The following is a 23,985-nucleotide window of genomic DNA, read 5'->3' as shown; positions in this document are numbered from 1 at the left end:
CAATTGCCTGTCAGATAAAACCCTATGCGCAGGGGAAACTTCCCGGCAAGCCCGAAGGTCATTAAGCCAACGGGTGTCCAGTCCTTGAACACCGCTCCTCGAAGATCGCACCGTGGCCCATCACAACGACCTGCGCACCACCTTGTCCCTGGACAGCCTGAATTTCTTCCTGGCCGATGTGCGTGACGGCCTGGGACCGTACCTGGCGATTTACTTGTTGGCCGTGCACCAATGGGACCCGGCCAGCATTGGCGTGGTCATGACCCTGGCCGGGATCGCCGCCTTGATCACCCAAGGCCCGGCAGGCGCGCTGATCGATCGCACTCGCAGCAAACGCGCGGTGATCGCGGTTGCGGCGCTATTGGTCACCGCCAGTTGCCTGATGCTGCCCTTTGTCAGTTCGTTCAGCCTGGTGGCGCTGACCCAGGCCGCCAGCGCCGTTGCAGCCTCGGTGTTTGCCCCGGCGATCTCCGCGATTTCCCTCGGCATCACCGGGCCACGGGCCTTTACCCGCCGCACCGGACGTAATGAAACCTTCAACCACGCCGGCAATGCCGTGGCTGCGCTGCTGGCCGGTGGCCTCGCCTATCTGTTCGGGCCGGTGGTGGTGTTCTACCTGATGGCGTTTATGGCGGTCGCCAGTATCGTCGCGGTCAGTTGCGTGTCGGCCAAGACGATCGACCATGAGGTCGCCCGGGGCTTCGATCCTGCCCATCACACCGCGCATGAGCAGCCTTCCGGCGTGGCCGTTTTGCTGGCCAACCGGCCGTTGCTGCTGTTCGCGATCTGCTGCGCGCTGTTTCACTTGGCCAATGCGGCCATGCTGCCACTGGTCAGCCAGAAGCTGTCGCAGATCAACTTGCACATGGCCACGCCACTGACCTCGGCCTGCATCGTCGCCGCACAACTGGTAATGGTGCCGATGGCCTGGCTGGTGGGCGCCAAGGCCGACCTGTGGGGGCGCAAACCGCTGCTGCTGATCGGCTTCATGATTCTGCCGTTGCGGGGCGTGCTGTATACCTTGTCCAACGATCCCTATTGGCTGGTCGCCGTGCAGATGCTCGACGGCATCGGCGCGGGCATTTTCGGCGCGCTGTTCCCGGTGATCGTCAAGGACCTGACCCAGGGCACCGGGCGTTTCAACGTCAGCCTGGGCGCGCTGTCCACTGTGTTTGGCCTGGGGGCGGCATTGAGCAACAGCCTGGCCGGTTTCGTGGTGCAACAAGCCGGCTATAACGCCGCGTTCCTGACCCTGGCCGGTGTTGCCGCCGTGGCCTTGGCGCTGTTGTGGCTGGCCATGCCGGAGACGCTGGAAAAACCATCTTTCGCGTGCCATACAACTGTCGCCTGACATATGCGACAATGCGCGCCAAATTCCAACACACATCCCCCATTTTTTGCTCAGCGACCGGGTTTCGCGCCTTGATGTCGCTGTTGACGCATGCCTGGAGGCTCACGCCGCCACGCTCGCAACCCATTGATAGGTAAAGTAATTGATCTCCACAGCTAACATCACCATGCAGTTCGGCGCCAAGCCGCTCTTCGAGAACGTCTCGGTCAAGTTCGGCGCCGGCAACCGGTATGGTCTGATCGGTGCCAACGGTTGCGGCAAGTCGACCTTCATGAAAATCCTCGGCGGCGATCTTGATCCGTCCGGCGGCCAGGTCATGCTGGAACCAAATGTTCGCCTGGGTAAACTGCGCCAGGACCAGTTCGCCTACGAAGAATTCACCGTGCTCGACACCGTGATCATGGGCCACGAGGAGCTGTGGAAGGTCAAGGCCGAGCGCGACCGCATCTACTCGCTGCCGGAAATGAGCGAAGACGACGGCATGGCCGTGGCCGAGCTGGAAACCGAATTCGCCGAGATGGACGGCTACACCGCCGAATCCCGTGCCGGTGAGCTGCTGCTGGGCCTGGGCATTCCCCTGGAACAGCATTTCGGCCCGATGAGCGAAGTGTCCCCTGGCTGGAAACTGCGCGTATTGCTGGCCCAGGCGCTGTTCTCCGATCCTGAAGTGCTGTTGCTCGACGAACCGACCAACCACTTGGACATCAACACCATCCGCTGGTTGGAAAACATCCTGACCCAGCGCTCCAGCCTGATGATCATCATCTCTCACGACCGTCACTTCCTGAACAGCGTGTGCACCCACATGGCTGACCTGGACTACGGCGAGCTGCGCCTGTTCCCGGGCAACTACGACGAGTACATGACCGTGGCGACCCAGTCCCGCGAGCAATTGCTGTCGGACAACGCCAAGAAGAAAGCGCAGATCTCCGAACTGCAATCCTTCGTCAGCCGCTTCTCGGCCAACGCCTCGAAAGCCAAGCAGGCGACTTCCCGTGCCAAGGCGATCGACAAGATCCAGCTGGCCGAGGTCAAGCCTTCGAGCCGCGTGAGCCCGTTCATCCGTTTCGAACAGACCAAAAAGCTGCACCGCCAGGCAGTCATCGTCGATCGCATGGCCAAAGGCTTCGACGGCAAGCCACTGTTCAAGGACTTCAGCTTCCAGGTCGAAGCCGGCGAGCGCGTGGCGATCATCGGCCCGAACGGTATCGGCAAGACCACCCTGCTGCGTACCCTGGTCAACGAACTGACCCCGGATGCCGGTAGCGTCAAGTGGACCGACGCCGCAGAACTGGGCTACTACGCCCAGGATCACGCGAGTGACTTCGAAAACGACATGAGCCTGTTCGACTGGATGGGCCAGTGGACCCAAGGCGAGCAAGTGATCCGTGGCACCCTGGGTCGCATGCTGTTCTCCAACGATGAGATCCTCAAGTCGGTCAAGGTCATCTCCGGTGGTGAGCAAGGCCGCATGCTGTTCGGCAAGCTGATCCTGCAAAAGCCGAACGTGCTGATCATGGATGAACCGACCAACCACCTGGACATGGAATCCATCGAGGCGCTGAACCTGGCCCTGGAAAACTACCCCGGCACGTTGATCTTCGTCAGCCACGACCGTGAGTTCGTATCGTCCCTGGCCACCCGCATCATCGAGTTGAGCGCCAACGGCGTGATCGACTTCAGCGGCACCTACGACGACTACCTGCGCAGCCAAGGCGTGGTGTTCTAAAAGCAGCGACCTGAAGTGGCGAGCGGGCTTGCTGTGGCGAGCCCGCTTGTTGTGGCGAGCGGGCTTGCCCCGCGTTGGGCTGCGAAGCGGCCCTAAAACCAAACACCGTGTTTTGCCTGGCAGAACGCGGTGTTTTTTATTGGGGCTGCTTCGCAGCCCAACGCGGGGCAAGCCCGCTCGCCACAACAAGCCCGCTCGCCACAGCGAACCCTCTCACTACAGCAAGCCCGCTCGACACAGCAAACTCACGCTGCCCCCCGGCAAGCCTATTCATCAGCCAAATTAGTTAGGCTGCTTCCTTTTCCCCCAAGCCCTTGCCATGATGCGCTCACCGCCCGCCCGCGAACGAGCACCCATGCCTGCCGCCACCCCCAGCTCATTGTCGATCACCCTGCAGATCGTCTCCATCGTCTTCTACACCTTCATTGCCTTTATCTGCATCGGCCTGCCAATTGCGGTGATTCCAGGCTATGTGCATGAGCAATTGGGCTTCAGTGCCGTGGTGGCCGGGGTCACCATCGGCTCGCAGTACCTGGCCACCCTGCTCAGCCGCCCCATGGCTGGGCGCATGTCCGACACCGTGGGCACCAAGCGTGCGATCGTGCTGGGCTTGGCCGGTATCCTGGTCAGTGGCGTGCTGACGTTTGTCGCGACACTGATGGAAAGCCTGCCGGCGCTGAGCCTGGGCGTCCTGATTGCCGGGCGCTTGTTGCTCGGCGTGGCCCAGGGCCTGATCGGCGTGGGCACCATCAGTTGGTGCATGGGCCAGGTTGGCGCCGAGCACACCGCACGCTCGATTTCCTGGAATGGCATCGCCTCCTATGGCGCCATTGCCATCGGTGCGCCGCTGGGCGTGGTGATGGTTGCCGAGTACGGCTATACCAGCCTCGGGGTCGCGCTGTCGGCGCTGGCAGCCCTGGGCCTGGTGCTGATCCGCAACAAACCTTCGGTGCCGGTGGTACGTGGCGAGCGCCTGCCGTTCTGGGCAGTATTCGGGCGCATCGCACCGTTTGGCGCCAGCCTGTGCCTGGCCTCGATCGGCTACGGCACCCTGACCACTTTTATCACCCTGTATTACCTCAATCGCGGCTGGCAAGGCGCGGCCTACTGCCTGACGGTATTCGGTGTGTGCTTTATTGTCTCGCGCCTGGTGTTTATCTCGGCCATCAGCCGGTTTGGCGGTTTCAGGGCAGCGATCGCCTGCATGATCATCGAGACCCTGGGCCTGACCCTGCTGTGGCTTGCGCCATCCACTGGCGTGGCACTGATCGGTGCAGGGCTGACCGGCTTCGGGTTGTCGCTGGTGTACCCCGCGCTGGGTGTGGAAGCCATCAAGCAGGTGCCCAACAGCAGCCGGGGCGCGGGGCTGAGTGCCTATGCGGTGTTTTTCGACCTGGCCCTGGCGATTGCCGGGCCGTTGATGGGCGCCGTGGCGCTGAACCTGGGTTACGGCTGGATCTTCTTCTGCGCGGCGCTGTTGTCAGTCACGGCGCTGGGCGTGACCGTGCTGCTCAAGCGCCGCGCTTACTGATCGGCCGTCTGCAAACCGGCGCGGGTGGACTGCCCCAGGGTGTGACTGAAAAAGCGCCCGGCCTCGGAGATCAGGTCGCGGTGAATGCCTTCGCGGTCGACCCCATCGGCGTCGGTGCAGATCGCCGGCATCAACGCCAGTTGATCGCTGTCGCACGGCGCCATGAATACGAAGTGCCCTGCCCCGGCCAGCAGCTTGAAGTCCGGCGGTTTCGGCAACTTGCGCGCCAGGGCGGCGGCATTCTTGTCCACCGCCACCAGCTTGTCGCCGTCGCCGCTGTAGAGCAGCACCGGCACATGCACATCGGCCAGGGTGTGGCGGCCGAACATCAAGCTCAGCGGCGCCATCAACATCAAGGCATGGATACGCGGATCGGATTGCGGCTGCAGGTCATCGCGGTCTACCACCAGTTCACCCTTGGTGGTGCAGGCATCGCGGTCTTCCGGGCGCTCCTGGCAATAGCGGCGCAGGCGGTCGAAATCAGGCTTGGCGCCCGCCAGGATCAAGGCGGTTTCGCCACCGGCCGAGTAACCAATGACCCCCACCTGATCGACGTTGACGAACGGTGACAGCATGGGGTCCGCCAGGGTCGCGGTGATCGCTTCGGAAATCTGGATCGGCCGCCCATACAGGTTGCTGACCGTGCCCAGGCGACTGTGATCCTTGTAGTTGTCGCCGGGGTGCAACACCGCCACCACCACAAAGCCCTTGCGCGCCAGCGAGGTGGCCAGGTCATGCAGGGCCAGCGGCGTGCCGGTGTTGCCGTGGGACAGCATCAACATCGGGAAGCGGCCGATGGCAATCTTGGAATCTTCGGTGGCGGCGACGCGATAAGGCCCCAGCTGCGTGCTGTGCTCGTCGTCGGTGGAGGGGTAGAACGCAACGGCTTTCATCGGCTGCAGATCCAGCGGATCGAGAAACGTCATGCGATGGAAGCCCACGCTCCAATGCGGGTGCGGTGCGGGTGCGGCGTGCACTGAAACCAGGCCGCCGAGCAGGGAAAGAACCAAAACAGCACAAAGACGCATCATGAGGATGTCCACCTTTGCTGTGCAACCACGCTCAACACCCGCGGCATGTCTGATTGAAAAGTCCATGGTTCAAGGTACTCGCACCGAGTGATATACCCATGCTGCATAACCTGGGCCAAAGTAAAGACTGCGCGCAAACGAAAAAACTCCGTACTCCGATCACTTTTCAGGCGATCAGAATACAGAGTTTAGGCGCCCGGCTTCGGATTGAAACCGGTCAACGGCGAAATTTACACAAGCCTTACGCGGCGGCGAACAATTGTTCGTTGATGAGTACGTTGGCGTCGTTCAGGGCTTTGCTGCGAGCGTCGTCGCCGTACGCCAGGCCGTGGGCACGGACGAATTCGATGTCGGTGATACCGAGGAAGCCCAGCATGACTTTGAGGTATTCCTCATGGGCTACACCCGTTGCCTGGCCAACATGCAAGCCACCGGACGTGGAGACGATGATGACTTTCTTGTTGCCGCACAGGCCTTCCGGGCCGGCTTCGGTGTAACGGAAGGTCTGGCCGGCAACCGCGATGCGGTCGATCCAGGCCTTGAGCTGGGTCGGAATGGTGAAGTTGTACATCGGCGCACCGATCACAACAGCATCGGCGGCGAGGAATTCAGCCAGGGTCGATGCGCTCAGGTCAGCCTCGTGTTTTTGCGCAGCATCACGCAGGTCAGCGGCAGTCCCCAGGGCCCCCAGTGTCGCGCCGGAGAAGTGGCTGATACCTTCGTTGGCCAGGTCGCGATAGGTGACTTCCACACCCGGCTCAGCCGCTTGCCAGGCTTTGACCACGCCGGCAGTAAGCTGACGGGAAGCCGAGTTGTCACCGAGGATGCTGGAATCGATATGCAACAGTTTCATGGGAAAGCTCCAAATAAGGTCAGCGGTAAGGATTAGATGGTGTTAAGCCTACGCATGAAACCAATAGCCGATAAGGTGGTTGAAATGCGATAGTTCGTCCCACTGACAGGACAATAGGCCCATCATGCAAGACCTCAATGACCTCTACTATTTCGCCAAAGTCGTCGAATCCGGCGGCTTTGCGGCGGCCGGACGCCTGCTGGGGATTCCCAAATCGCGCCTGTCGCGGCGCATTGCCGAGCTGGAAGAACGCTTGGGCGCGCGCCTGTTGCAACGCACCACCCGGCAATTGACCCTCACCGCCGTCGGCGAGCGCTACCTGCGCCATTGCCAGGCGATGCTGCTGGAAGCGGAAATGGCCGATGAGGCCGTGGCCAGCATGTCCAGCGAACCCCGCGGGCGCCTGCGTGTCAGCTGCCCGGTGGGCATGGCCCAACACATCCTGCCGGAACTGGTCGCCGGGTTTCTCGCCGCCCACCCGTTGGTGCAACTGGAAATGACCCTGGTCAACCGTCGCGTGGACCTGGTAGCCGAAGGCATTGACGTGGCCCTGCGCGTGCGCGAGCTGGGCGATGAAGACCCGCTGCTGGTGACCAAGCGCCTGCGCCAGGCCCAGACCGTGCTGGTTGCCAGCCCCGAGTTCATGCGCAGCCGGCAGGTCAACGACCTTGATGACCTCAAGCAACTGCCGGTACTCGGCGCACTGGAAGCCGACCGCATGGTGCACCTGCGCGTTCTCGACCCCCAGGGCAATCCCCAGGACCTGGTGATGGAGGCGCGGCTGGGCATCGACGACTTTATCGTGCGCAAGGCCAGCGCGATCATGGGGCTCGGCTTTACCGTACTGCCGATGATGTATTGCGAAGAGGAATTGGCCAGCGGCCGATTGGTACAGCTGTTGCCGCAGTGGTCGCTGCCAGGCGGCTGGCTGCAGGCCGTGTACCCGCATCGGCGCGGCGTACTGCCGGCCATTCGTGCCTGGATCGACTACCTGGAAGAAGGCTTCAAAGACTGTGGAGACCGCTTGCTATGAACATGACCGAAGCACAAGTCGCACACTTCTGCCTGAGCCTGCCGGGCGCTCGGGAAGACTACAAATGGGGCGGCGTACGGGTGTTCTCGATCGCCGGCAACAAGATGTTCGCCGTGCAGCACCTGCGCGGTGACTCGTTGGCGTTCAAGGTCGACAAAGACCTGTTCCTCGGCCACGTGGATCGCCCAGGCATCCACCCGGCGCCCTACCTGGCACGCGCACAGTGGATCATCATGAACACGCCCTACCCGTTGGGCGCCGAGGAGTTGCGTGGCTTGTTGCAGCGCTCCCACCAGCTGGTGGTGAGCAAGCTGCCCAAGCGCACGCAGATCGGGTTGTTGCTAGAGGATTGAACCCAAGGTGCCGCCCAGGAATAACTGATCCAGCCAGAACACCTGGTGCAACAGCACGATTGCCCAGAACAGCACCTGGTAAGACACCTTGCGCGTCTTGTGGCGGAACACCTGCTGGGCAATCAACGCCCCCGGCCAGCCACCCGCCAGCTCGACGGCGTGCAGGATGTTTTCCGGGGTGCGCCAGCTGTCGGTACGCGCCTTGCGCTTGTCGTTCCAGTACAAAAAGAACGCCACCACGCTGACCACGCCATAGGCCACGAGCGGGATCACCGTTTCACCGCGCTGCCACACCAGCACCGACCCCAACAGCGGCGCCGCGCACAACAACGCGAAGATCAGCGCCTTCAGGCGCGGGTGTTGAATCGTCATGCCTTGGCCGCTGCCCAGTCGATCCAACCGAACTGCCAGGTCGCCAGGATCAGCAGGCCGAAGGCAATCCGATACCAGGCAAACACCGCATAGCTATGGCTGGCGATGAACTTGAGCAGGCCCTTGACCGCGATCATCGCGAAGATGAACGAGGTGACAAAGCCGATGGCGAACACCGGCAGGTCGGCCGGCTGGAACAGGTCACGGTACTTGTAGCCCGAATACACCGCCGCACCGACCATGGTCGGCATGGCCAGGAAGAACGAGAACTCGGTGGCGGCCTTGCGCGACAGGCCGAACAGCAGGCCACCGATAATGGTCGAGCCGGAACGCGAGGTGCCGGGGATCATTGCCAGGCACTGGGCAAAGCCCACCTTCAGCGCGTCTTTCCAAGTGATGTCATCGACGGTCTCGGCATGCACTTCGTGTTGGCGGCGCTCGGCCCACAACATGACGATGCCGCCCACTACCAGCGCCGTGGCCACGGTGATCGGGTTGAACAGGTAATGGTGGATCAGGTTGGCGAAAATCACCCCCAGTACCACCGCCGGCAGGAACGCGATCAACAGGTTGAGCGTGAATCGCTGGGCGTTGCGCTGGGTCGGCAGGCCGGTGACCACGTCGAGAATCTTGCGCCGAAACTCCCAGACCACCGCGAGGATCGCGCCGAGCTGGATGATGATGTTGAACGCCATGGCACGTTCGCCGCCGAAGTCGAGCAAGTCGGCGACGATAATCTGGTGGCCTGTGCTGGAGATGGGCAGGAACTCTGTCAGTCCTTCCACCACGCCGAGTATCAATGCCTGTGCGGCAGTCCACAAATCCATACTTCCCCCAAAGGTCTTGCGCTACGGCAAGCCTCGCTAGTCTTTTTAATGGTTCACTGACAACGAGCGCACTAAAGTGCCCGGTGTTGAGATTCAACGCCGGTCTGCAAAAATTCTGTGAAAAATCAGGCAGTACTCAGGTTTTCCAATTTCAGGCCGAAAGCCTATCAGACAAGCCGGAAATGTCGATGCGACGGCCACAATTATAAAAAGCACGGAGTGACAGGACGATGAACAGTTTGCGCAATATGTCGATCAGCCGGCGCCTCTGGCTGATCCTGATAGTCGCCGTGCTGATGCTGCTGACCCTGGGTTTGCTGATGCTCAAGCAGATTCATGGCGACCTTTATCAGGCCAAGCGCCAACAGACCCAGAACGTGGTACAGACCGCCAGCGGAATCCTGACTTTTTATCACAGCCTCGAAACCACCGGCGTCATGACCCGCGAAGCTGCGCAAAAACAAGCCCTGAGCGCGGTGCGCGGTTTGCGCTATGGCCATGACGATTATTTCTGGATCAACGACCTGACGCCGGTGATGATCATGCACCCGGCCAACCCCAAGCTCGATGGCCAGAACCTCTCGGCGATCCGCGACCCGGACGGCTTTGCCGTGTTCAACGAGTTCGTCAGCCTGGCCAAGACCAAGGGCGCCGGGATCATCAGCTACCGTTGGCCGAAGCCGGGGTCCGACGCACCGGTTGAGAAGACCTCGTATATCCAACTGTTCGAGCCCTGGGGCTGGATCATCGGCTCCGGCGTGTATGTGGATGATGTCCAGGCCGAGTTCAATGTGCAGGTGTGGAAAGCGTCGGGGATCGGCCTGGCCATCGCCGTGGTCATGGCCCTGCTGGTCTCGCTGATCGTGCGCAGCATCGTGCGGCCATTGCAGGAAGCCGTGAACGCCATGGGCAATATCGCCAGCGGCGAAAGCGACCTGACCCGCAGCCTCGACACCCATGGCCGGGACGAAGTCACCCAGTTGTCCCAGCATTTCAACAGTTTTACCGCCAAGCTGCGCCAGGTCGTCAGCCAATTGCAGGTCTGCGCCAATGCCCTGGGACAGTCGTCCACCGAGCTGGGCAACAACGCCTCCCAGGCCCATGACCGCAGCCAGCAACAGTCGCAGCAGATGGAGCTGGTGGCCACCGCGATCAATGAAGTCACCTACGGCGTGCAGGACGTGGCGAAAAACGCCGAGCACGCCGCCAGTGAAATGCGCGACGCCCAGGCCCAGGCACAGCAGGGCCAGGTCAATATCGACAGCAGCCTGCAACAGATCGACCAACTGTCCACCACCATCAGCCAGGCCGTGGAAGTGATCCGTACCCTGTCCAGTGAAAGCACCCAGATCGGCGGCGTGCTCGAAGTGATCCGCTCGATCGCCGACCAGACCAACCTGCTCGCCTTGAACGCCGCGATCGAAGCCGCGCGGGCCGGCGAGCAAGGGCGCGGGTTTGCCGTGGTCGCGGATGAAGTGCGCCTGCTGGCCCAGCGCACGCAAAAATCCACGGCTGAAATCCAGGCGATGATCGAGCGCCTGCAAGGTCACTCGGAAGCTGCGGTCAAGGTCATCAGCGATAGCCACAGCGCCTCGCAACTGACCATCGAACAGGCCGGCCAGGCCGGTGCCAGCCTCACCGCCATCGGTCAGGCGCTGCAAAACCTCAACGGCCTCAACGCCTCGATTGCCAGCGCCACCCTGCAACAGGCGCACGTAGTGGAAGACATCAACCAGAACGTGACCCAGGCCGCCGGGCTGTCCCACAGCACGGCGCTGGCGGCAGAACAGTCCAGCGTGGCCAGTGCGCACCTGCGTAGCCTGAGCGAGCAACTCGAAGGCTTGCTGCGCCAATTCAAGGTCTAGCGCCGTTCAACCTGTGGGAGGGGGCAAGTCGAATCGTCGCACCGCCCCTCCCACATTTGCCCTCCGGTGTTTTGAAGATTGCCTGCCTCTGGTTACAATCCCCGCCCTCTCCCACTCTCCCAAGGAACCACCATGTCCGGGCTTGAACTGTTCGCCGCCGCCCTGGGGGTGATCGCTGTCTGGCTGACAGTCAAGCAAAACCCCTGGTGCTGGCCCATCGGGCTGGTGATGGTGCTGCTCTACACTTGGGTGTTCTATGACGTGAAACTCTACTCCGACATGCTGCTGCAGGTGGTCTACGCCGCCTTGCAGGTGTACGGCTGGTGGCAGTGGACCCGCGCCGGCGAGGTCAGGCAAGGCCGCCAGGTCACCCGCCTGGGCTGGCCTGCAATCATGACCAGCCTGGCCATCGGTGCGGTCGGCAGCCTGCTGCTCGGCGCTGCCATGGCCCACTGGACCGACGCCGCCCAACCCTGGCTCGATGCCGCCCTGACTGGCTTCAGCCTGGTGGCGCAGATGTGGATGGCGCAGAAGCGCGTGCAGTGCTGGCCGCTGTGGGTCGCCCTCGATGTGATCTTCGTCGGGCTGTTTCTCTACAAAGGCCTCTACCTCACCGCCGCGCTTTACGCCTTGTTCACGGTGATCGCCGTGCAAGGCTGGCGTGAATGGCGCGCCGACCCGGCGTTGCACGCATGAAAGTAGTGGTACTGGCCGGCCCCGAATCCAGCGGTAAAAGCTGGCTGGCGAGCGAACTGCAAGCCCATTTCGGCGGGCTGATGGTGGGGGAATACGTGCGCTATTTCATCGACCAGCATCAGCGTGACACCCGCCTGGCCGACATTCCGGCCATCGCTCGTGGCCAACTGGCCTGGGAAGACGCCGCCCGCGCCGAACAACCGCACCTGCTGATCCTCGACACGCACCTGCTGACCAACAAACTGTGGAGCCAGACCCTGTTCGGCGACTACCCGGCGTGGCTCGACGACGAACTGCTGGCCCGGCACTACGACCTGCACCTGCTGCTATCCCCGGAGGATGTGGAATGGACTGCGGATGGCCAGCGCTGCCAACCGCAATTGGCCGACCGCCAGGCGTTTTTCAACGATGGCCTTGAGTGGATGCAGCAGCATCGACAGGCGGTGGTGGTGATTCGAGGGGATTGGGAAGCGCGCCGCGCCAAAGCCTTCGCGGCAGTCAAACAGATACTGTAGGAGCGAGCTTGCGCGCGAAGAACGCAGGGGCACCGGATCAATCCAGAATGCCCGCGTTATCGTTGACGTTCTTCGCGAGCAAGCTCGCTCCTACAGGGAGTTGCAGCGGTTAGTAGCCCAGCGACAGCCCGGTATTACGGCGCGGGTCATTGGCCCCATAGAAGCGGTTATTCCCCACCGGCTTGCCCTCCAGCGACGGTGCACCCACCAGGATCGCGGCCAGGTGGTTGGCATCCTGAGGCCCGGCAAACTTGTGGCCCCAGCTTTCGAGGATCTTCTGGGTGTCGGGGCTCACCGCGAAGGTTTCGAGGTTGGTGGTGTCTGGCATCCACTGTTGGTGGAAACGCGGCGCGTCGACGGCTTCCTGGATGTTCATCTTGTAGTCGATGACATTGAGGATGGTCAGCAAGGTGGCGGTGATGATGCGGCTGCCACCCGGCGTACCGACGACCATCACGGCCTTGCCGTCCTTGGTCACGATGGTCGGGCTCATCGACGACAACGGCGCCTTGCCCGGTGCGATGGCGTTGGCTTCACCCTGCACCAGCCCATACATGTTCGGCACGCCGACCTTGACGGTAAAGTCGTCCATTTCATCGTTGAGGATCACCCCGGTCTTGCTCGCCATCACGCCGGCACCGAACCAATCGTTGAGGGTGTAGGTCACCGACACCGCGTTGCCCCACTTGTCGACGATGGAGTAGTGAGTGGTGTTGTTGCCTTCATGGGGCGATACGCCGGGCTTGATCGCCTGGGAGTCGCCGGCCTTGTTCGGCTCGATCGCGTCACGCAGTTTCGTGGCGTAGTTTTTGTCGAGCAGATGCTCGATCGGGTTCTTCACGAAGTCCGGATCCCCGAGGTAGCTGTTGCGGTCCACATAGGCATGGCGCATCGCTTCGATCTGGTAGTGCAGGCCCTGGGCCGAGTGATAGCCCAGGTCGGCCATCGGGTAGCCTTCGAGGATGTTCATGATCTGGCAGATCACCACGCCCCCGGAGCTCGGTGGCGGCGCCGAGACCACGTGGTAGCCACGATAGTCGCACTCGATAGGCGCCAGTTCGCGGGTCTTGTACTTGTCGAGGTCAGCCTGGGTGATGATGCCTTTGCCGGCCTGGCTGGAATCCACCAACGCCTTGGCCACCCAGCCTTTATAGAAGCCGTCGCTGCCCTTGGCAGAGATTTCTTTCAACGTCTTGGCCAGGTCTTTCTGGACCAGCTTCTGGCCCACCTGCATCGGTTGGCCGTTGTGCAGGAAGATCGCGCGCAGGTCCTTGTCTTTTTCGAACTCGCCAGTGGCGGTGTGCAGCAGGTCGATATCGCCCTGTTCCAGTTCGAAGCCGTTTTCCGCCAGCTTGATCGCCGGGGCAATCACCTGGGCGCGCTTGAGGGTGCCGTATTTGCTCAAGGCCAGCTCCATGCCCGACACCGTGCCGGGAACGCCGACCGCCAGATGGCCCTTGGCGCTGAGGCCGTCAACGACGTTGCCGTCCTTGTCCAGGTACATGTCGGCGGTGGCCGCCAAGGGGGCTTTTTCGCGGAAGTCGAGGAAGGTCTTGCGCCCGTCGGCCAGTTGCACGGTCATAAAGCCGCCGCCGCCGAGGTTACCCGCCGCCGGATACACCACCGCCAACGCGTAGCCGACGGCTACGGCCGCATCCACCGCATTGCCGCCAGCCTTGAGTACATCCACGCCCACATGAGTGGCCAAATGCTGGGCGGTCACCACCATGCCATTTTCACCGGCTACCGGGGCCTGGGAGGCGGCGTGCACGCCGCTGACCGTCAACACCAGCGCAGTGGCAATTAATGTGCGGCTGAAAGGTTGGTATTTCATCCATGACTACTCTAGTTATTGAGATGCACCAAAATAGCCCGGCGCGGATTGAATCCCCAGCGCAATGGCGTTTTTATTACAGAACTTGTCGGTCACAGAACGGAGCGGAAAATCCCCATGCTATATTCCGCGCCCAAACTGTCGTGCGAGGCACTTTGACATGGTGATCAAGAAGACCGGCATTCGGGCACAACAGGCCGACCAGACCCGCGCGCGCATCCTCCAGGCGGCGGTCAAGGTGTTCACCCGCGACGGCTATTCCGGCGGGCGCGTCGATACCATCTCCAAGGAGGCCGACTCCAACGACCGCATGCTCTATTACTATTTCGGCAGCAAGGAACACCTGTTCGTCTGCGTGCTGGAACACACCTACGAGCAATTCAACCAAGCCGAAGGCAAACTCAAGCTGAACCTCGACACCCCCGTGCAGGCCCTGCGCGACCTGGTGGGGTTTATCTGGAACTACTACGTCAAGCACCCGGAGTTCGTGGCGATCCTGAGCATCGAGAACCTGCACCAGGGCAAGCACGCCCGGCAGTCGGGTGAGATGCGACGGCTGTCAGGCGAAGCGGTTGGCGTATTGCGGCCGATTATCGAAGCCGGCCAGGCCCAGGGCGTGTTCCGCGAGGATGTCGACCTCAAGCACGTGTACTTGATGATCGCCTCGCTGTGCTACTTCTATAACTCCAACCGCCATACCCTCAGCTCGTTCCTGGGGGAGGATTTGTCGAACAAAGGGCCGCAGCAGGATTGGCTGGGATTTATCAGTGACCTGGTGGTCCGGGGCGTCACACCGCCCCCCTTGTAGAAACCGGACCCACCTGTGGGCGCAAGCCCGCTCGCCATAATAGTGTCAGTGCGTACCAGGGTTGGCGCGTAGGTGGGCGACCTTCTGTTCCAGCCCTTCCCAGCCTGGCGCATTCGGCGCAAATCGCCCGCGCAGATAGGCCACCAGATCCGCCACCTGAGTGTTCGACAGGCTGTCCTTGAAGCCCGGCATATAGCCCAGATCCTGTGTGGCCGGATTGTTGATGCCTTGCAGGATCACCTTGATCAAATTGTCCGGCCGATCGCTGTGCACATTGGTATTGGTCGCCAGTGACGGGCTGACCCCAAACAATTTCGGCCCCAGGCCATCGGCATGGCAGGCTTTGCACGCGCCCTCGAACACACGCCGGCCATTGGGATTTGGCACCGGGGTCGCCACCTGCACATCAGCAACGGCCTCGCCCTTCAGCGACGCCAGGTACACCGCCATCGCACGGATATCCGCCTTGGGCAATTTCGACAACTCACTGACCACCGGCCCCATCGGGCCTGCCGCCACGCCATGGGCATCGGCATAACCGGTACTCAAATACGTGAACAACTGATCTTCGGTCCACGGCGTCGGCGCCTTCGACAGCCCCGTCAGCGCCGGGGCCTCCCAGCCGTCCACGATGCCACCGGCCAGGAACGCCTTGCCGCCCTTCTCTGCCCCCATCAGATTGCGCGGCGAATGGCACGCCGCGCAGTGCCCCAAGCCGTTCACCAGATAATTGCCGCGATTCCATTGCTCACTGCGTTCAGGCTGCGGGGTGATTTCACCGCGACGCAGATTGAGTGCATTCCACCCCGACATCAGGGGCCGGAGATTGAACGGAAACCTCATGGCATTCGGCGTCGGCTCCTGGCTAACCGGCGCCTGGGCCATCAGGTAGGCGTACAGCGCCTGCATGTCGGCATCGTTGATGTTGCGAAACGCCGTGTAGGGAAACGCCGGGTACAGGTTGCGTCCGTCACGGCCAATCCCATCGCGCATCGCCCGCTCGAACGCGGGGTATGACCAGGCGCCAATGCCGGTCTCGACATCCGGGGTGATATTGCTGCTGTACAGCGTGCCGAACGGCGTCTGCATCGCCAGGCCACCAGCATTGGCCGCTCCACCAGGCGCCGTATGGCACACCGCGCAATCCCCTGCCGCCGCCAGCAAACGCCCGCGTTCCAGCGTGGACTTGGACCAGGTGCCGGCGCTGGGCGGCGCAATGGGTGCAATCTCGCTGTGAAACGGCCAGGCCGTGGCCAGCACCGCGCCCAGGGTGGCGAACAGCGCACCGAACCACCACCTGCGGCGTTTTTCCGGCGACTTGGCGGGCTCCCCCAAGGTGCCGGCATTCAACGCCGCCAGCACACGTTCCGGGGTGATCGGCAACTCGCGAAAGCGAATCCCGGTGGCGTCGTAGATCGCATTGGCAATCGCCGCCGCGCTGGGCACCGAGGCCGACTCACCAGCGCCCATGGGCGGCTGATCCTGGCGCGGCATCATCATCACATCGATCTGCGGCACTTCGGGAAAGGTCAGAATCGGGTAACCGCCCCACTCCTTGCTCGCCACCGTCGACTCTTCAAACGTCACGCGCTCTTTGAGTACGCGGCTGGTGGACTGGATCACGTTGCCGTGGATCTGATGTTGCACGCCCGCCGGGTTGATCATCATCCCTGCGTCATGGCCGATCACTACCCGCGTCACCGACACATCGCCGGTCTGCTTGTCGATCGCCACGTCCGCCACCCACGCCGCCCAGGCCGCACCGAAACCTGGGAATTTGCTATGGATGTAGCGCGCGTAGGCAAAGCCGCGGCCGCGCAGCAGGTGGTCTTCGCTGGCGGTCTGCATCGGCGCAGTGCGCGGCGACCAGTTGGCGCGTTCAGCGGTGGATTTGACCAGATCGATGGCGCGCTCATCCTTGAGATAACGCAGGCGGTATTCCACCGGGTCCACGCCGGCAGCGAACGCCAGTTCGTCGATATAGGATTCGTGGGCGAAGGTGTTGGGTAAGGCCGATACGCCGCGCATCCACGAAGCCCGCACGATGGGTGCCATGTCGTTGATGGTCACGCGCATGGACTCGATGTCATAGGGTGGAATCGAGGTGCGGTCGCCCATCTCGAACATCGCCACCACCGGCTCGACACGACCGGTCAACAACAGCGCCAGGGTCGGCGCGCCATTCGAGGGGTAGCTGGTTTCAAAATCGTAGGCGGCAATGCTGCCGTCGGCGTTGAGGCCGCCATCCACTTCCATCAGCTGCGCGGTGCCCTTGGGCTCCCACAGGTGTTCCTGTTCACGGCTCAATTGCACGCGCACCGGCTTGCCCACCGCGCGCGACAGCAGCAGCGCGTCGGCACACACATCGTCGGCACAATTGCGCCCGTAACAGCCGGCAGCCTCCATGCGGATCACCTCGATCAGCGCTTCATCGCAGGCCAACAACCACGCGAGGTCAGCGCGCAGCAGGTGCGGGTTCTGGCTGCCGGACCATACGCGGCTGCCGGCCGGCGTGTAATCCGCCACGCCGCAGGATGGGCCGATGGAGCCGTGCATCTGGTATGGCCACAGGTAACTGCGCGGCATGCGCTGGCTGGCATTGGCGAGCGCTTCGTCGACATTGCCCTGGTCGAGCACCGTGCGGCGAACGCGAGGATTGTCGCGGATCGCCTGCTCAACATCGCTCATATCCGGCAACCCATTGTTCCACGGTTTCCAGTGCACCTGCAGCGCCTCGGCGGCCTTGATCGCCTGCTCCTCGCGCAGCGCCACCACCCCGACAAAATCACGGATCACCACCACCGCGACGATGCCGGGGATATGCGCGATGGAGGACTCATCCACGCTCAACAGGCTGTTGCCGACAAAGTCGCCGCAATCCAGCCCTGCATACGGCGGGCGCACCACCCGACCATGGAGCATGCCGGGCACACGCATGTCATGGACATAGGTCAACTCGCCAGTGGCCTTGCCGGGGATGTCTACCCGTTCGGCGCCCTTGCCCACCAGGCGATAATCCTCAAGGGCCTTCAAGGGGGCATCACCGCTGACGCGCAACTGATCGCGCTGGCCGCAGACCAGCTCGCCATAGGTGAGGGTTCGCCCGTCTGACGCATGAATCACGCCCGCTTCCACCTTGAGGCTCGCCGTACTCACGCCCCAACGCCCGGCGGCCCGCGCCAGCAGAAAGCGCCGCGCTTCGGCCGCCGCGTTACGCAGCGGCACTGCGGAAATCTGCAAGGTCGCGCTGGCAATCGTCGCGCCCTGATTTGGCACGCGCTCCGTGTCGCCGAGCACCATCCTCACCTGGTCCAGGTCCAGATCGAGCTCTTCGGCGACGATCTGCGCCAGCGCGGTGCGGATACCGGTGCCCAGGTCCACATGGCCGTTGAAGGCGTACACCAGACCGTCATCGTTCACGGCGATAAACAATCCCAGTTCCTTGGGCTTCACGGTGGGCGTCCCGCCCTTGGCCACCGGGCCGGAAGGCGGTAGCACATCATCGACGATCAGCAGCACGCCGGCCTTGGCCAGCCACTGGTCACGGGAAAGCGGAGTATCGGTCATGGTCATCGATCCACGGTCATAAGGCGGGCGGCACGCAGCACCGCGCGGAGGATTTCGAGATGGGTGCCACAGCGGCAGAGGTTGCCCGACAACTCATTGCGCACCTCGGCTTCGCTGGGGTTGGGATTGCGGTCAAGCAAAGCCTTGGTGGTCATGATCATGCCGTTGAGGCAGTAACCGCATTGGGCGGCCTGCTCATCAATAAAGGCCTGCTGCACCGGGTGCGGCGCCTGGCGCGTGCCGAGGCCTTCAAGGGTGACGATCTTGCGCCCTGCCGCCCCCGACAGCGGGAATACACAGGAGCGCGCGGCCACGCCATCGATGATCACGGTACATGCGCCGCACTCCCCCAAACCGCAGCCGTACTTGGGGCCGTTGAGTTGCAGGTCATTGCGCAACACCAGTAGCAGCGAGGTGTCCGCCATGGCGCTGACTTCGCTGGGTTGGCCGTTGACCTCAAGCGCTACCGTGATGTGGGGGCTGATCATTCGCTTCGCCTGTCTCCATTGATGAAGTAGTCACTACATAAAACAGTCAAAAAAAAGCGTCACGGACCTGGGGCCTCGCGACACACTTGACTCATGAAGTGGCTGCTACATCAACTCAGAGCAAAAACGATGCCAAGGGGGTGGACGCATCCTCTGTGGCAAGGGGACTTGTTGTGGTGAGCAGGTTTGTTGTGGTGAGCGGGCTTGTTGTGGCGAGCGGGCTTGCCCCGCGTTGGGGCGCGAAGCGGCCCTAACCCCAGGCGCCACGGTTTTTTCAGAAAGAACTCGGCGACTTTATTGGGGCGGCTTCGCCACCCAACGCGGGGCAAGCCCGCTCGCCACAACAAGTCCCCTTGCCACAACAAGTCCCCTTGCCACAACAGGCCCACTTGCCACAACGGGCCCGCTAACCAAACCAAGCCCGGCTCCAGGCCGCTATCAGTCCTGGGGATCGTCGATCATCTTGCGCAGCAGGAACAGCACCGCCACCCGTTCGGCGGGGTTGAGGTTGCTCATGGTCAACTCGCTGATCTGTGCCGCGCGCGGCGTAGTATGTGCGACCAGTTCGGCGCCCGCGCCAGACAGGTTGACCACCACCTTGCGCTTGTCTTGCGGGTCGGGCTCCAGGGTAATCAGTTCCTTCGCCTTGAGCCGTTCGACAATCCCGCGAATGGTCGCCTGGTCCACAGCCGTGGCCTTGACCAGCTCAGTCAGGGAACTTGCACCGTGATCGCGCAGCGCACACAGGGTGACGAACTGCACAGCAGTGAGCTGCGAATCGCCGACATTCTGCTGAAAGATCGCCAGGTGGCGCTGGTAGGCCTTGCGCAACAGGTGGCCAACTTGTTCAGAAAAGACGTAGGAATCAGGCACGGCGGACTCGGTGGGTGGTTGGCGATGGGAAGGCATGATGGCGGGGATGCCGAAATGACTCAAGGCACTCATCGCCTGAAAGCACTCAAAAATGCGGGAGGGGACTTGCCCCCTGCCCACACGGGATCTTCAGCGAGCCAAGGACGCTGCGGGGGCCACCACATCCCCCGCAATCACCACCGTCTCATCATCCAGGTACACGTCGCAATTGCGCAGCGGAATATCCATATGGCACGGCGTCTTGCGCGTGCCGCCCACCTCGGTATTCGGCCCGGTGGAAAACAGGAAGTTGCCATAGAACGCCCGCGCATCCATGCACATGCCGTCGTTCTTGTCATGCAGGCCCATGGCGGTCCATTGCGCCCGCGGCTGCAAGCCCCAGCCGATATGGGAGATGCCGTACACCTCAGGGTCGTTGAAGTACTTCATGTAGTCGCGCAGGTATTCGGCCTCGAAACCACCATGAATCCCGGTGATAAAGCCCTTCTCGATCTCCAGGGTGATCTTCTCGCGGGTGTAGGTCTTGAACGGCAGGAGGATGTCGCCAATGTCCAGCACCAGCACGCCCTCGGCGGTTTCTTCGTTGGGCCAGGAGAACAGAAAACCACTCGGCCAGTGGTCCCAGCGCCCAGGTTCATCGGCAAAACCGTATTCAGTCACTGACGGGTACTGCCCCAAGGCGGCGCGGAAATCGCTGCCGGCGCGGGATTTGACGTGGATCGAACGCGCTTTCTTCAACATCTGTTCGGCCGCCAGTACGCGCACCTTGTCGTCTTCGCTGGGCAGCATGCGCGCCAGCACTTCCGGCGGCTCCACAGCCAGCAGGATGCGCGTGCCGGTCTTGAGGATCTGCTCCTGCTCCGGCGAGTGCAGCAGCATCATGGTATCGACGATCAGGTCGGCGGCTTCGAGCGCACGCTGGGCGGCGATATTGCCGGTGAGTGCGGTGTCACCGCAGTAGGCGGTCATGTCATTGCCCATCGCCCGTGGATGGTTGAACGACGGCAATTCCACTGCGTACACCTTGGCGCCCAAGCGCTGCGCCGCGTCCATTGCGGCACGCACGGTACGCGCGTCGGAATAATGGCTCTTGAGCACGGCCACGCTCTGGGTCGCATCGACCTTCGACAACCTCAGCACATGTTCAAACATCTGGGTCAGTTCGCAATCGCTTACCGGCATTTTCCTGTCTCCTGTTGGGTTGCACCAAGTTCAGGCATTGCGCTTCACTCTAGTGCACTTTTATAGCGTATACGCCATTTAATAACGATAAGACCTGAATTACAGGCCGACTGCAAGCGCCGCGCCAAACCGTTACCAACCCACACAAACCTAATATTTAATGGCTACTAAGCGTTACATAGGCCGATTGACGCCCAAAAATAAATTTTCAACGATGGACTTCCCATTTCAAAAAATAAGCGTATACACTTTAAAAACCTTGCGGAAAGATGCCGCCGAAAAATCAAAAAGAGAGAGGAACACGCCCCATGGGAAGCACACAAAAAATCGCCATCGTCGGTGCCGGCCTGGGTGGCGCGGCGGCAGCCACCCTGTTGCAACAAGCCGGCTTCGACGTGGACGTTTTTGAGCAGGCACCGGAATTTTCCCGGTTGGGCGCGGGCATCCACATGGGCCCCAACATCATGAAAATCTTCCGCCGCATGGGCATCGAGAAGCAGTTGGACTTGATGGGCTCGCACCCCGAGCACTGGTTCAGCCGTTGCGGCGAAACCGGCGACTACCTCTCGCGCATCCCCCTCACCGGCTACGGTGCTTCCTATATCACCGTGCACCGCGGCGACCTGCACGCCTTGCAGATGTCCACCCTCAAGCCCGGCACCCTGCACTTCAACAAGCGCCTGGAAACCCTTGAAGAAACCGATACCCAGGTGCGCCTGACCTTTGCCGACGGCGAAGTGACCTACGCCGATATCGTGATCGGCGCCGACGGCATCAACTCAAAGATCCGCGAAGAACTGCTCGGCGTGGAAAAACCGCTGTACAGCGGCTGGGTCGCGCACCGCGCACTGATCCGTGGCGACCAGCTGGCCAAGTACGACCTCACGTTCGAGGACTGCATCAAGTGGTGGACCGAAGACCGTCACATGATGGTCTACTACACCACCGGCAAGCGCGACGAGTACTACTACGTGACCGGTGTGCCCCATGCCGAATGGGACTTCCAGGGGGCCTTCGTCGACAGCAGCCGCGAAGAGATGTTCGAGGCGTTCAAGGGTTACCACCCCACCGTGCAGGCGCTGATCGAATCCACCGAAAGCGTGACCAAATGGCCGCTGCGCAACCGCAACCCGTTGCCGCTGTGGAGCCGCGGCCGCCTGGTGCTGTTGGGCGATGCCTGCCACCCGATGAAACCACACATGGCCCAAGGCGCGGGCATGGCCATCGAAGACGCCGCCATGCTCACCCGCTGCCTGCAGGAAACCGGGATCAGCGACTACCGCACCGCCTTCCAGCTCTACGAAGCCAACCGCAAGGAACGTGCGTCCCGCGTGCAGGCCGTGTCCAACGCCAACACCTGGCTGCGCACCCAGGAAGATCCGGCCTGGGTCTACGGCTATGACCTGTACGCCCAGGAGCTGAAATCGGGGGTGGCCGCGTGAGCACCTTCCTCTATGGCGGCAACGTGCAGGCCAATGGCATTCGCCAGCATTACCTGCGCTACGGCGGCAAAGGGCCGGCGCTGATCCTGATCCCGGGCATCACCAGCCCTGCAATCACCTGGGGGTTCGTCGCCGAACGCCTGGGCGAACACTTCGACACCTACGTGCTGGACGTGCGCGGGCGTGGGCTGTCCTCCACCGGACCTGGGCTGGACTACAGCGCAGACACCTGCGCCGAGGACATTGGCGCCTTTGCCGATGCACTCCATCTGGACAGCTACCACTTGGTCGGCCATTCCATGGGCGCGCGCTTTGCCGTACGCAGCGCGGTCAAGCACCCCAGGGGCGTCAACCGTGTGGTGCTGATCGACCCACCAGTGTCCGGCCCCGGCCGGCGTGAATACCCGAGCAAACTGCCGTGGTACGTCGACTCGATCCACCAATCCCTGATCGGCATGGACGCAGAGGCCATGCGCGCCTTCTGCGCCACTTGGACCGACGCGCAACTGCAACTGCGCGCCGAGTGGCTGCACACCTGCTTTGAACCGGCCATCGTGCGTGCCTTCAATGACTTCCACACGGTGGACTTCCACCAAGACCTGCCGCACCTCAAGGCCCCGGCCCTGTTGATGGTGGCCGGGCGTGGAGGCGTGATCCTGGATGACGACATCGCGGAAATCCAGGCCCTGCAACCGAGCATCCAGGTCGCCCGCGTGCCGAATGCCGGGCACATGATTCCGTGGGACGACCTCGAAGGCTTCTTCCACGCCCTCGGCGACTTCCTCGTACAACAATAAGGACACCACCATGCAGAAGCTTTACCGCATTGGCCAGATTGTGCCGAGCTCCAACACCACCATGGAAACCGAGATCCCGGCGATGCTCACCGCGCGCCAGGCGATCCGCCCCGAGCGCTTTACCTTTCACTCCAGCCGCATGCGCATGAAGCAAGTGCGCAAGGAAGAACTGGCGGCGATGGACGGCGAATCCGATCGTTGCGCCGTCGAACTGTCCGACGCCAAGGTCGACGTGCTGGGCTATGCGTGCCTGGTGGCGATCATGGCCATGGGCCTGGGCTATCACCGCAACTCCGAACAGCGCCTGCGCAAGGCCACCGCCGATAACGACGCCAACGCCCCCGTGATCACCAGTGCCGGGGCGCTGATCGAAGGCTTGAAAGTCATGGGCGCCAAGCGCATCGCGATTGTCGCGCCCTATATGAAGCCGCTGACCGAACTGGTGGTGAACTACATCCGCGAAGAAGGCTTCGAGGTGGTGGACTGGCGCGCCCTGGAGATCCCCGACAACCTCGACGTGGCCCGTCACGATCCGGCCAACCTGCCGGCCATTGTCGCCGGAATGAACCTGCAAGGCGTCGATGTGATCGTGCTGTCGGCCTGCGTGCAGATGCAGTCGCTGCCGGTGGTGGCCAAGGTCGAAGCACAAACCGGCAAGCCAGTGCTCACCGCCGCCATTGCCACCACCTACGCCATGCTCAAGGCCCTGGACCTGGAACCCATCGTTCCCGGCGCCGGCGCCCTGCTCTCCGGCGCGTACTGAAGCGCAGATGGAGAAGTGGCGAGCTCACCCCAACAAACTCCATCACCACAGGGTAAGTGCATTGTCCAAATATGA

General features: G+C 62.2%; 21 protein-coding genes. 12 read left to right on the top strand and 9 right to left on the bottom strand.

Translation table 11 applies throughout. From position 1 onward, the window contains the following. Positions 1-112: 112 nt before the first annotated feature. The 3 genes from AC1Q6I_RS13775 (at position 113) to AC1Q6I_RS13765 (ending at position 4,611) form a co-directional block, all read left to right on the top strand. On the top strand, positions 113-1,351 hold the full coding sequence (locus tag AC1Q6I_RS13775; protein ID WP_069075922.1) for an MFS transporter: 1,239 nt from the start codon (positions 113-115) through the stop codon (positions 1,349-1,351). Between the two features lie 142 nt (positions 1,352-1,493). Beyond that, a complete protein-coding gene (locus AC1Q6I_RS13770; protein WP_024075225.1) occupies positions 1,494-3,080 on the top strand; it encodes an ABC-F family ATPase in 1,587 nt (528 codons plus the stop codon). A gap of 355 nt (positions 3,081-3,435) precedes the next feature. Next, positions 3,436-4,611, top strand: coding sequence for an MFS transporter (locus AC1Q6I_RS13765; RefSeq protein WP_102623851.1), 1,176 nt, complete (start codon positions 3,436-3,438; stop codon positions 4,609-4,611). Here the strand turns inward: AC1Q6I_RS13765 and AC1Q6I_RS13760 are convergent. After that, entirely contained in the window at positions 4,605-5,642 is a 1,038-nt protein-coding gene (locus AC1Q6I_RS13760) for an alpha/beta hydrolase family protein (RefSeq protein WP_102623852.1), read from the bottom strand. The genes AC1Q6I_RS13765 and AC1Q6I_RS13760 overlap by 7 nt on opposite strands. Before the next feature lie 241 nt (positions 5,643-5,883). Next, positions 5,884-6,495 carry an FMN-dependent NADH-azoreductase gene (locus tag AC1Q6I_RS13755; protein ID WP_024075222.1) on the bottom strand — a complete coding sequence of 204 codons (612 nt, stop codon included), beginning with the start codon at positions 6,493-6,495 and terminating at the stop codon, positions 5,884-5,886. 124 nt (positions 6,496-6,619) lie between these two features. Between AC1Q6I_RS13755 and AC1Q6I_RS13750 the strand changes: the two genes are divergently transcribed. Both AC1Q6I_RS13750 and AC1Q6I_RS13745 read left to right on the top strand, forming a co-directional pair. Then, positions 6,620-7,528, top strand: a complete 909-nt coding sequence (locus tag AC1Q6I_RS13750; protein WP_024075221.1) for a LysR substrate-binding domain-containing protein — start codon at positions 6,620-6,622, stop codon at positions 7,526-7,528. Next, positions 7,525-7,881 carry an MmcQ/YjbR family DNA-binding protein gene (locus tag AC1Q6I_RS13745; RefSeq protein WP_024075220.1) on the top strand — a complete coding sequence of 119 codons (357 nt, stop codon included), beginning with the start codon at positions 7,525-7,527 and terminating at the stop codon, positions 7,879-7,881. Before AC1Q6I_RS13750 ends, AC1Q6I_RS13745 begins: the two co-directional genes overlap by 4 nt. Here the strand turns inward: AC1Q6I_RS13745 and AC1Q6I_RS13740 are convergent. Together AC1Q6I_RS13740 and AC1Q6I_RS13735 are read right to left on the bottom strand one after the other, a co-directional pair. Beyond that, on the bottom strand, positions 7,870-8,253 hold the full coding sequence (locus AC1Q6I_RS13740; protein WP_024075219.1) for a DUF1294 domain-containing protein: 384 nt from the start codon (positions 8,251-8,253) through the stop codon (positions 7,870-7,872). The two genes, AC1Q6I_RS13745 and AC1Q6I_RS13740, sit on opposite strands and share 12 nt — an antisense overlap. Further along, positions 8,250-9,080 carry an undecaprenyl-diphosphate phosphatase gene (locus tag AC1Q6I_RS13735; protein WP_024075218.1) on the bottom strand — a complete coding sequence of 277 codons (831 nt, stop codon included), beginning with the start codon at positions 9,078-9,080 and terminating at the stop codon, positions 8,250-8,252. Before AC1Q6I_RS13735 ends, AC1Q6I_RS13740 begins: the two co-directional genes overlap by 4 nt. A gap of 230 nt (positions 9,081-9,310) precedes the next feature. Between AC1Q6I_RS13735 and AC1Q6I_RS13730 the strand changes: the two genes are divergently transcribed. The 3 genes from AC1Q6I_RS13730 (at position 9,311) to AC1Q6I_RS13720 (ending at position 12,156) form a co-directional block, all read left to right on the top strand. After that, positions 9,311-10,945: a methyl-accepting chemotaxis protein gene (locus tag AC1Q6I_RS13730; protein WP_024075217.1), complete on the top strand. Its 1,635-nt coding sequence runs from the start codon at positions 9,311-9,313 to the stop codon at positions 10,943-10,945. A gap of 132 nt (positions 10,946-11,077) precedes the next feature. Continuing rightward, positions 11,078-11,641, top strand: coding sequence for a nicotinamide riboside transporter PnuC (pnuC, locus tag AC1Q6I_RS13725; RefSeq protein ID WP_024075216.1), 564 nt, complete (start codon positions 11,078-11,080; stop codon positions 11,639-11,641). After that, the gene (locus AC1Q6I_RS13720) at positions 11,638-12,156 is read left to right on the top strand and encodes an AAA family ATPase (protein ID WP_024075215.1); all 519 of its coding nucleotides are present in this window, start codon (positions 11,638-11,640) and stop codon (positions 12,154-12,156) included. The genes pnuC and AC1Q6I_RS13720 overlap by 4 nt, the downstream gene beginning before the upstream one ends. 109 nt (positions 12,157-12,265) lie before the next feature. On the opposite strand, the gene ggt is transcribed toward AC1Q6I_RS13720, so the two are convergent. Further along, positions 12,266-13,990, bottom strand: coding sequence for a gamma-glutamyltransferase (gene ggt / locus AC1Q6I_RS13715; protein ID WP_024075214.1), 1,725 nt, complete (start codon positions 13,988-13,990; stop codon positions 12,266-12,268). Between the two features lie 160 nt (positions 13,991-14,150). On the opposite strand from ggt, the gene AC1Q6I_RS13710 reads away from it, so the two are divergent. Then, positions 14,151-14,798, top strand: a complete 648-nt coding sequence (locus AC1Q6I_RS13710) for a TetR/AcrR family transcriptional regulator (protein WP_069075925.1) — start codon at positions 14,151-14,153, stop codon at positions 14,796-14,798. A gap of 45 nt (positions 14,799-14,843) precedes the next feature. On the opposite strand, the gene AC1Q6I_RS13705 is transcribed toward AC1Q6I_RS13710, so the two are convergent. From AC1Q6I_RS13705 to AC1Q6I_RS13690, 4 genes are all read right to left on the bottom strand, one after another. Continuing rightward, the gene (locus AC1Q6I_RS13705; protein WP_102623853.1) at positions 14,844-18,365 is read right to left on the bottom strand and encodes a molybdopterin cofactor-binding domain-containing protein; all 3,522 of its coding nucleotides are present in this window, start codon (positions 18,363-18,365) and stop codon (positions 14,844-14,846) included. Between the two features lie 2 nt (positions 18,366-18,367). Beyond that, positions 18,368-18,853 carry a (2Fe-2S)-binding protein gene (locus AC1Q6I_RS13700; protein ID WP_024075211.1) on the bottom strand — a complete coding sequence of 162 codons (486 nt, stop codon included), beginning with the start codon at positions 18,851-18,853 and terminating at the stop codon, positions 18,368-18,370. 438 nt (positions 18,854-19,291) lie between these two features. Then, positions 19,292-19,726 carry a MarR family winged helix-turn-helix transcriptional regulator gene (locus tag AC1Q6I_RS13695; RefSeq protein WP_081329278.1) on the bottom strand — a complete coding sequence of 145 codons (435 nt, stop codon included), beginning with the start codon at positions 19,724-19,726 and terminating at the stop codon, positions 19,292-19,294. Positions 19,727-19,855: 129 nt separating this feature from the next. After that, entirely contained in the window at positions 19,856-20,908 is a 1,053-nt protein-coding gene (locus tag AC1Q6I_RS13690) for a 2,5-dihydroxypyridine 5,6-dioxygenase (protein WP_102623854.1), read from the bottom strand. Between the two features lie 308 nt (positions 20,909-21,216). On the opposite strand from AC1Q6I_RS13690, the gene AC1Q6I_RS13685 reads away from it, so the two are divergent. The 3 genes from AC1Q6I_RS13685 to AC1Q6I_RS13675 are packed head-to-tail and all read left to right on the top strand — an operon-like array spanning position 21,217 to position 23,910. After that, positions 21,217-22,350 carry an FAD-dependent monooxygenase gene (locus AC1Q6I_RS13685; protein WP_024075208.1) on the top strand — a complete coding sequence of 378 codons (1,134 nt, stop codon included), beginning with the start codon at positions 21,217-21,219 and terminating at the stop codon, positions 22,348-22,350. Continuing rightward, positions 22,347-23,147 (top strand): alpha/beta fold hydrolase, encoded by an 801-nt coding sequence (locus tag AC1Q6I_RS13680; protein ID WP_102623855.1) that lies wholly within the window; start codon positions 22,347-22,349, stop codon positions 23,145-23,147. Before AC1Q6I_RS13685 ends, AC1Q6I_RS13680 begins: the two co-directional genes overlap by 4 nt. Before the next feature lie 10 nt (positions 23,148-23,157). Then, positions 23,158-23,910 (top strand): maleate cis-trans isomerase family protein, encoded by a 753-nt coding sequence (locus AC1Q6I_RS13675; RefSeq protein ID WP_024075206.1) that lies wholly within the window; start codon positions 23,158-23,160, stop codon positions 23,908-23,910. Positions 23,911-23,985: the final 75 nt, after the last annotated feature.

This window comes from Pseudomonas sp. MPR-R2A5 (genome assembly GCF_058793055.1).
The sequence above is the reverse complement of the archived record's forward strand: the minus strand, read 5'-3'. Positions and strand labels throughout refer to the sequence as shown.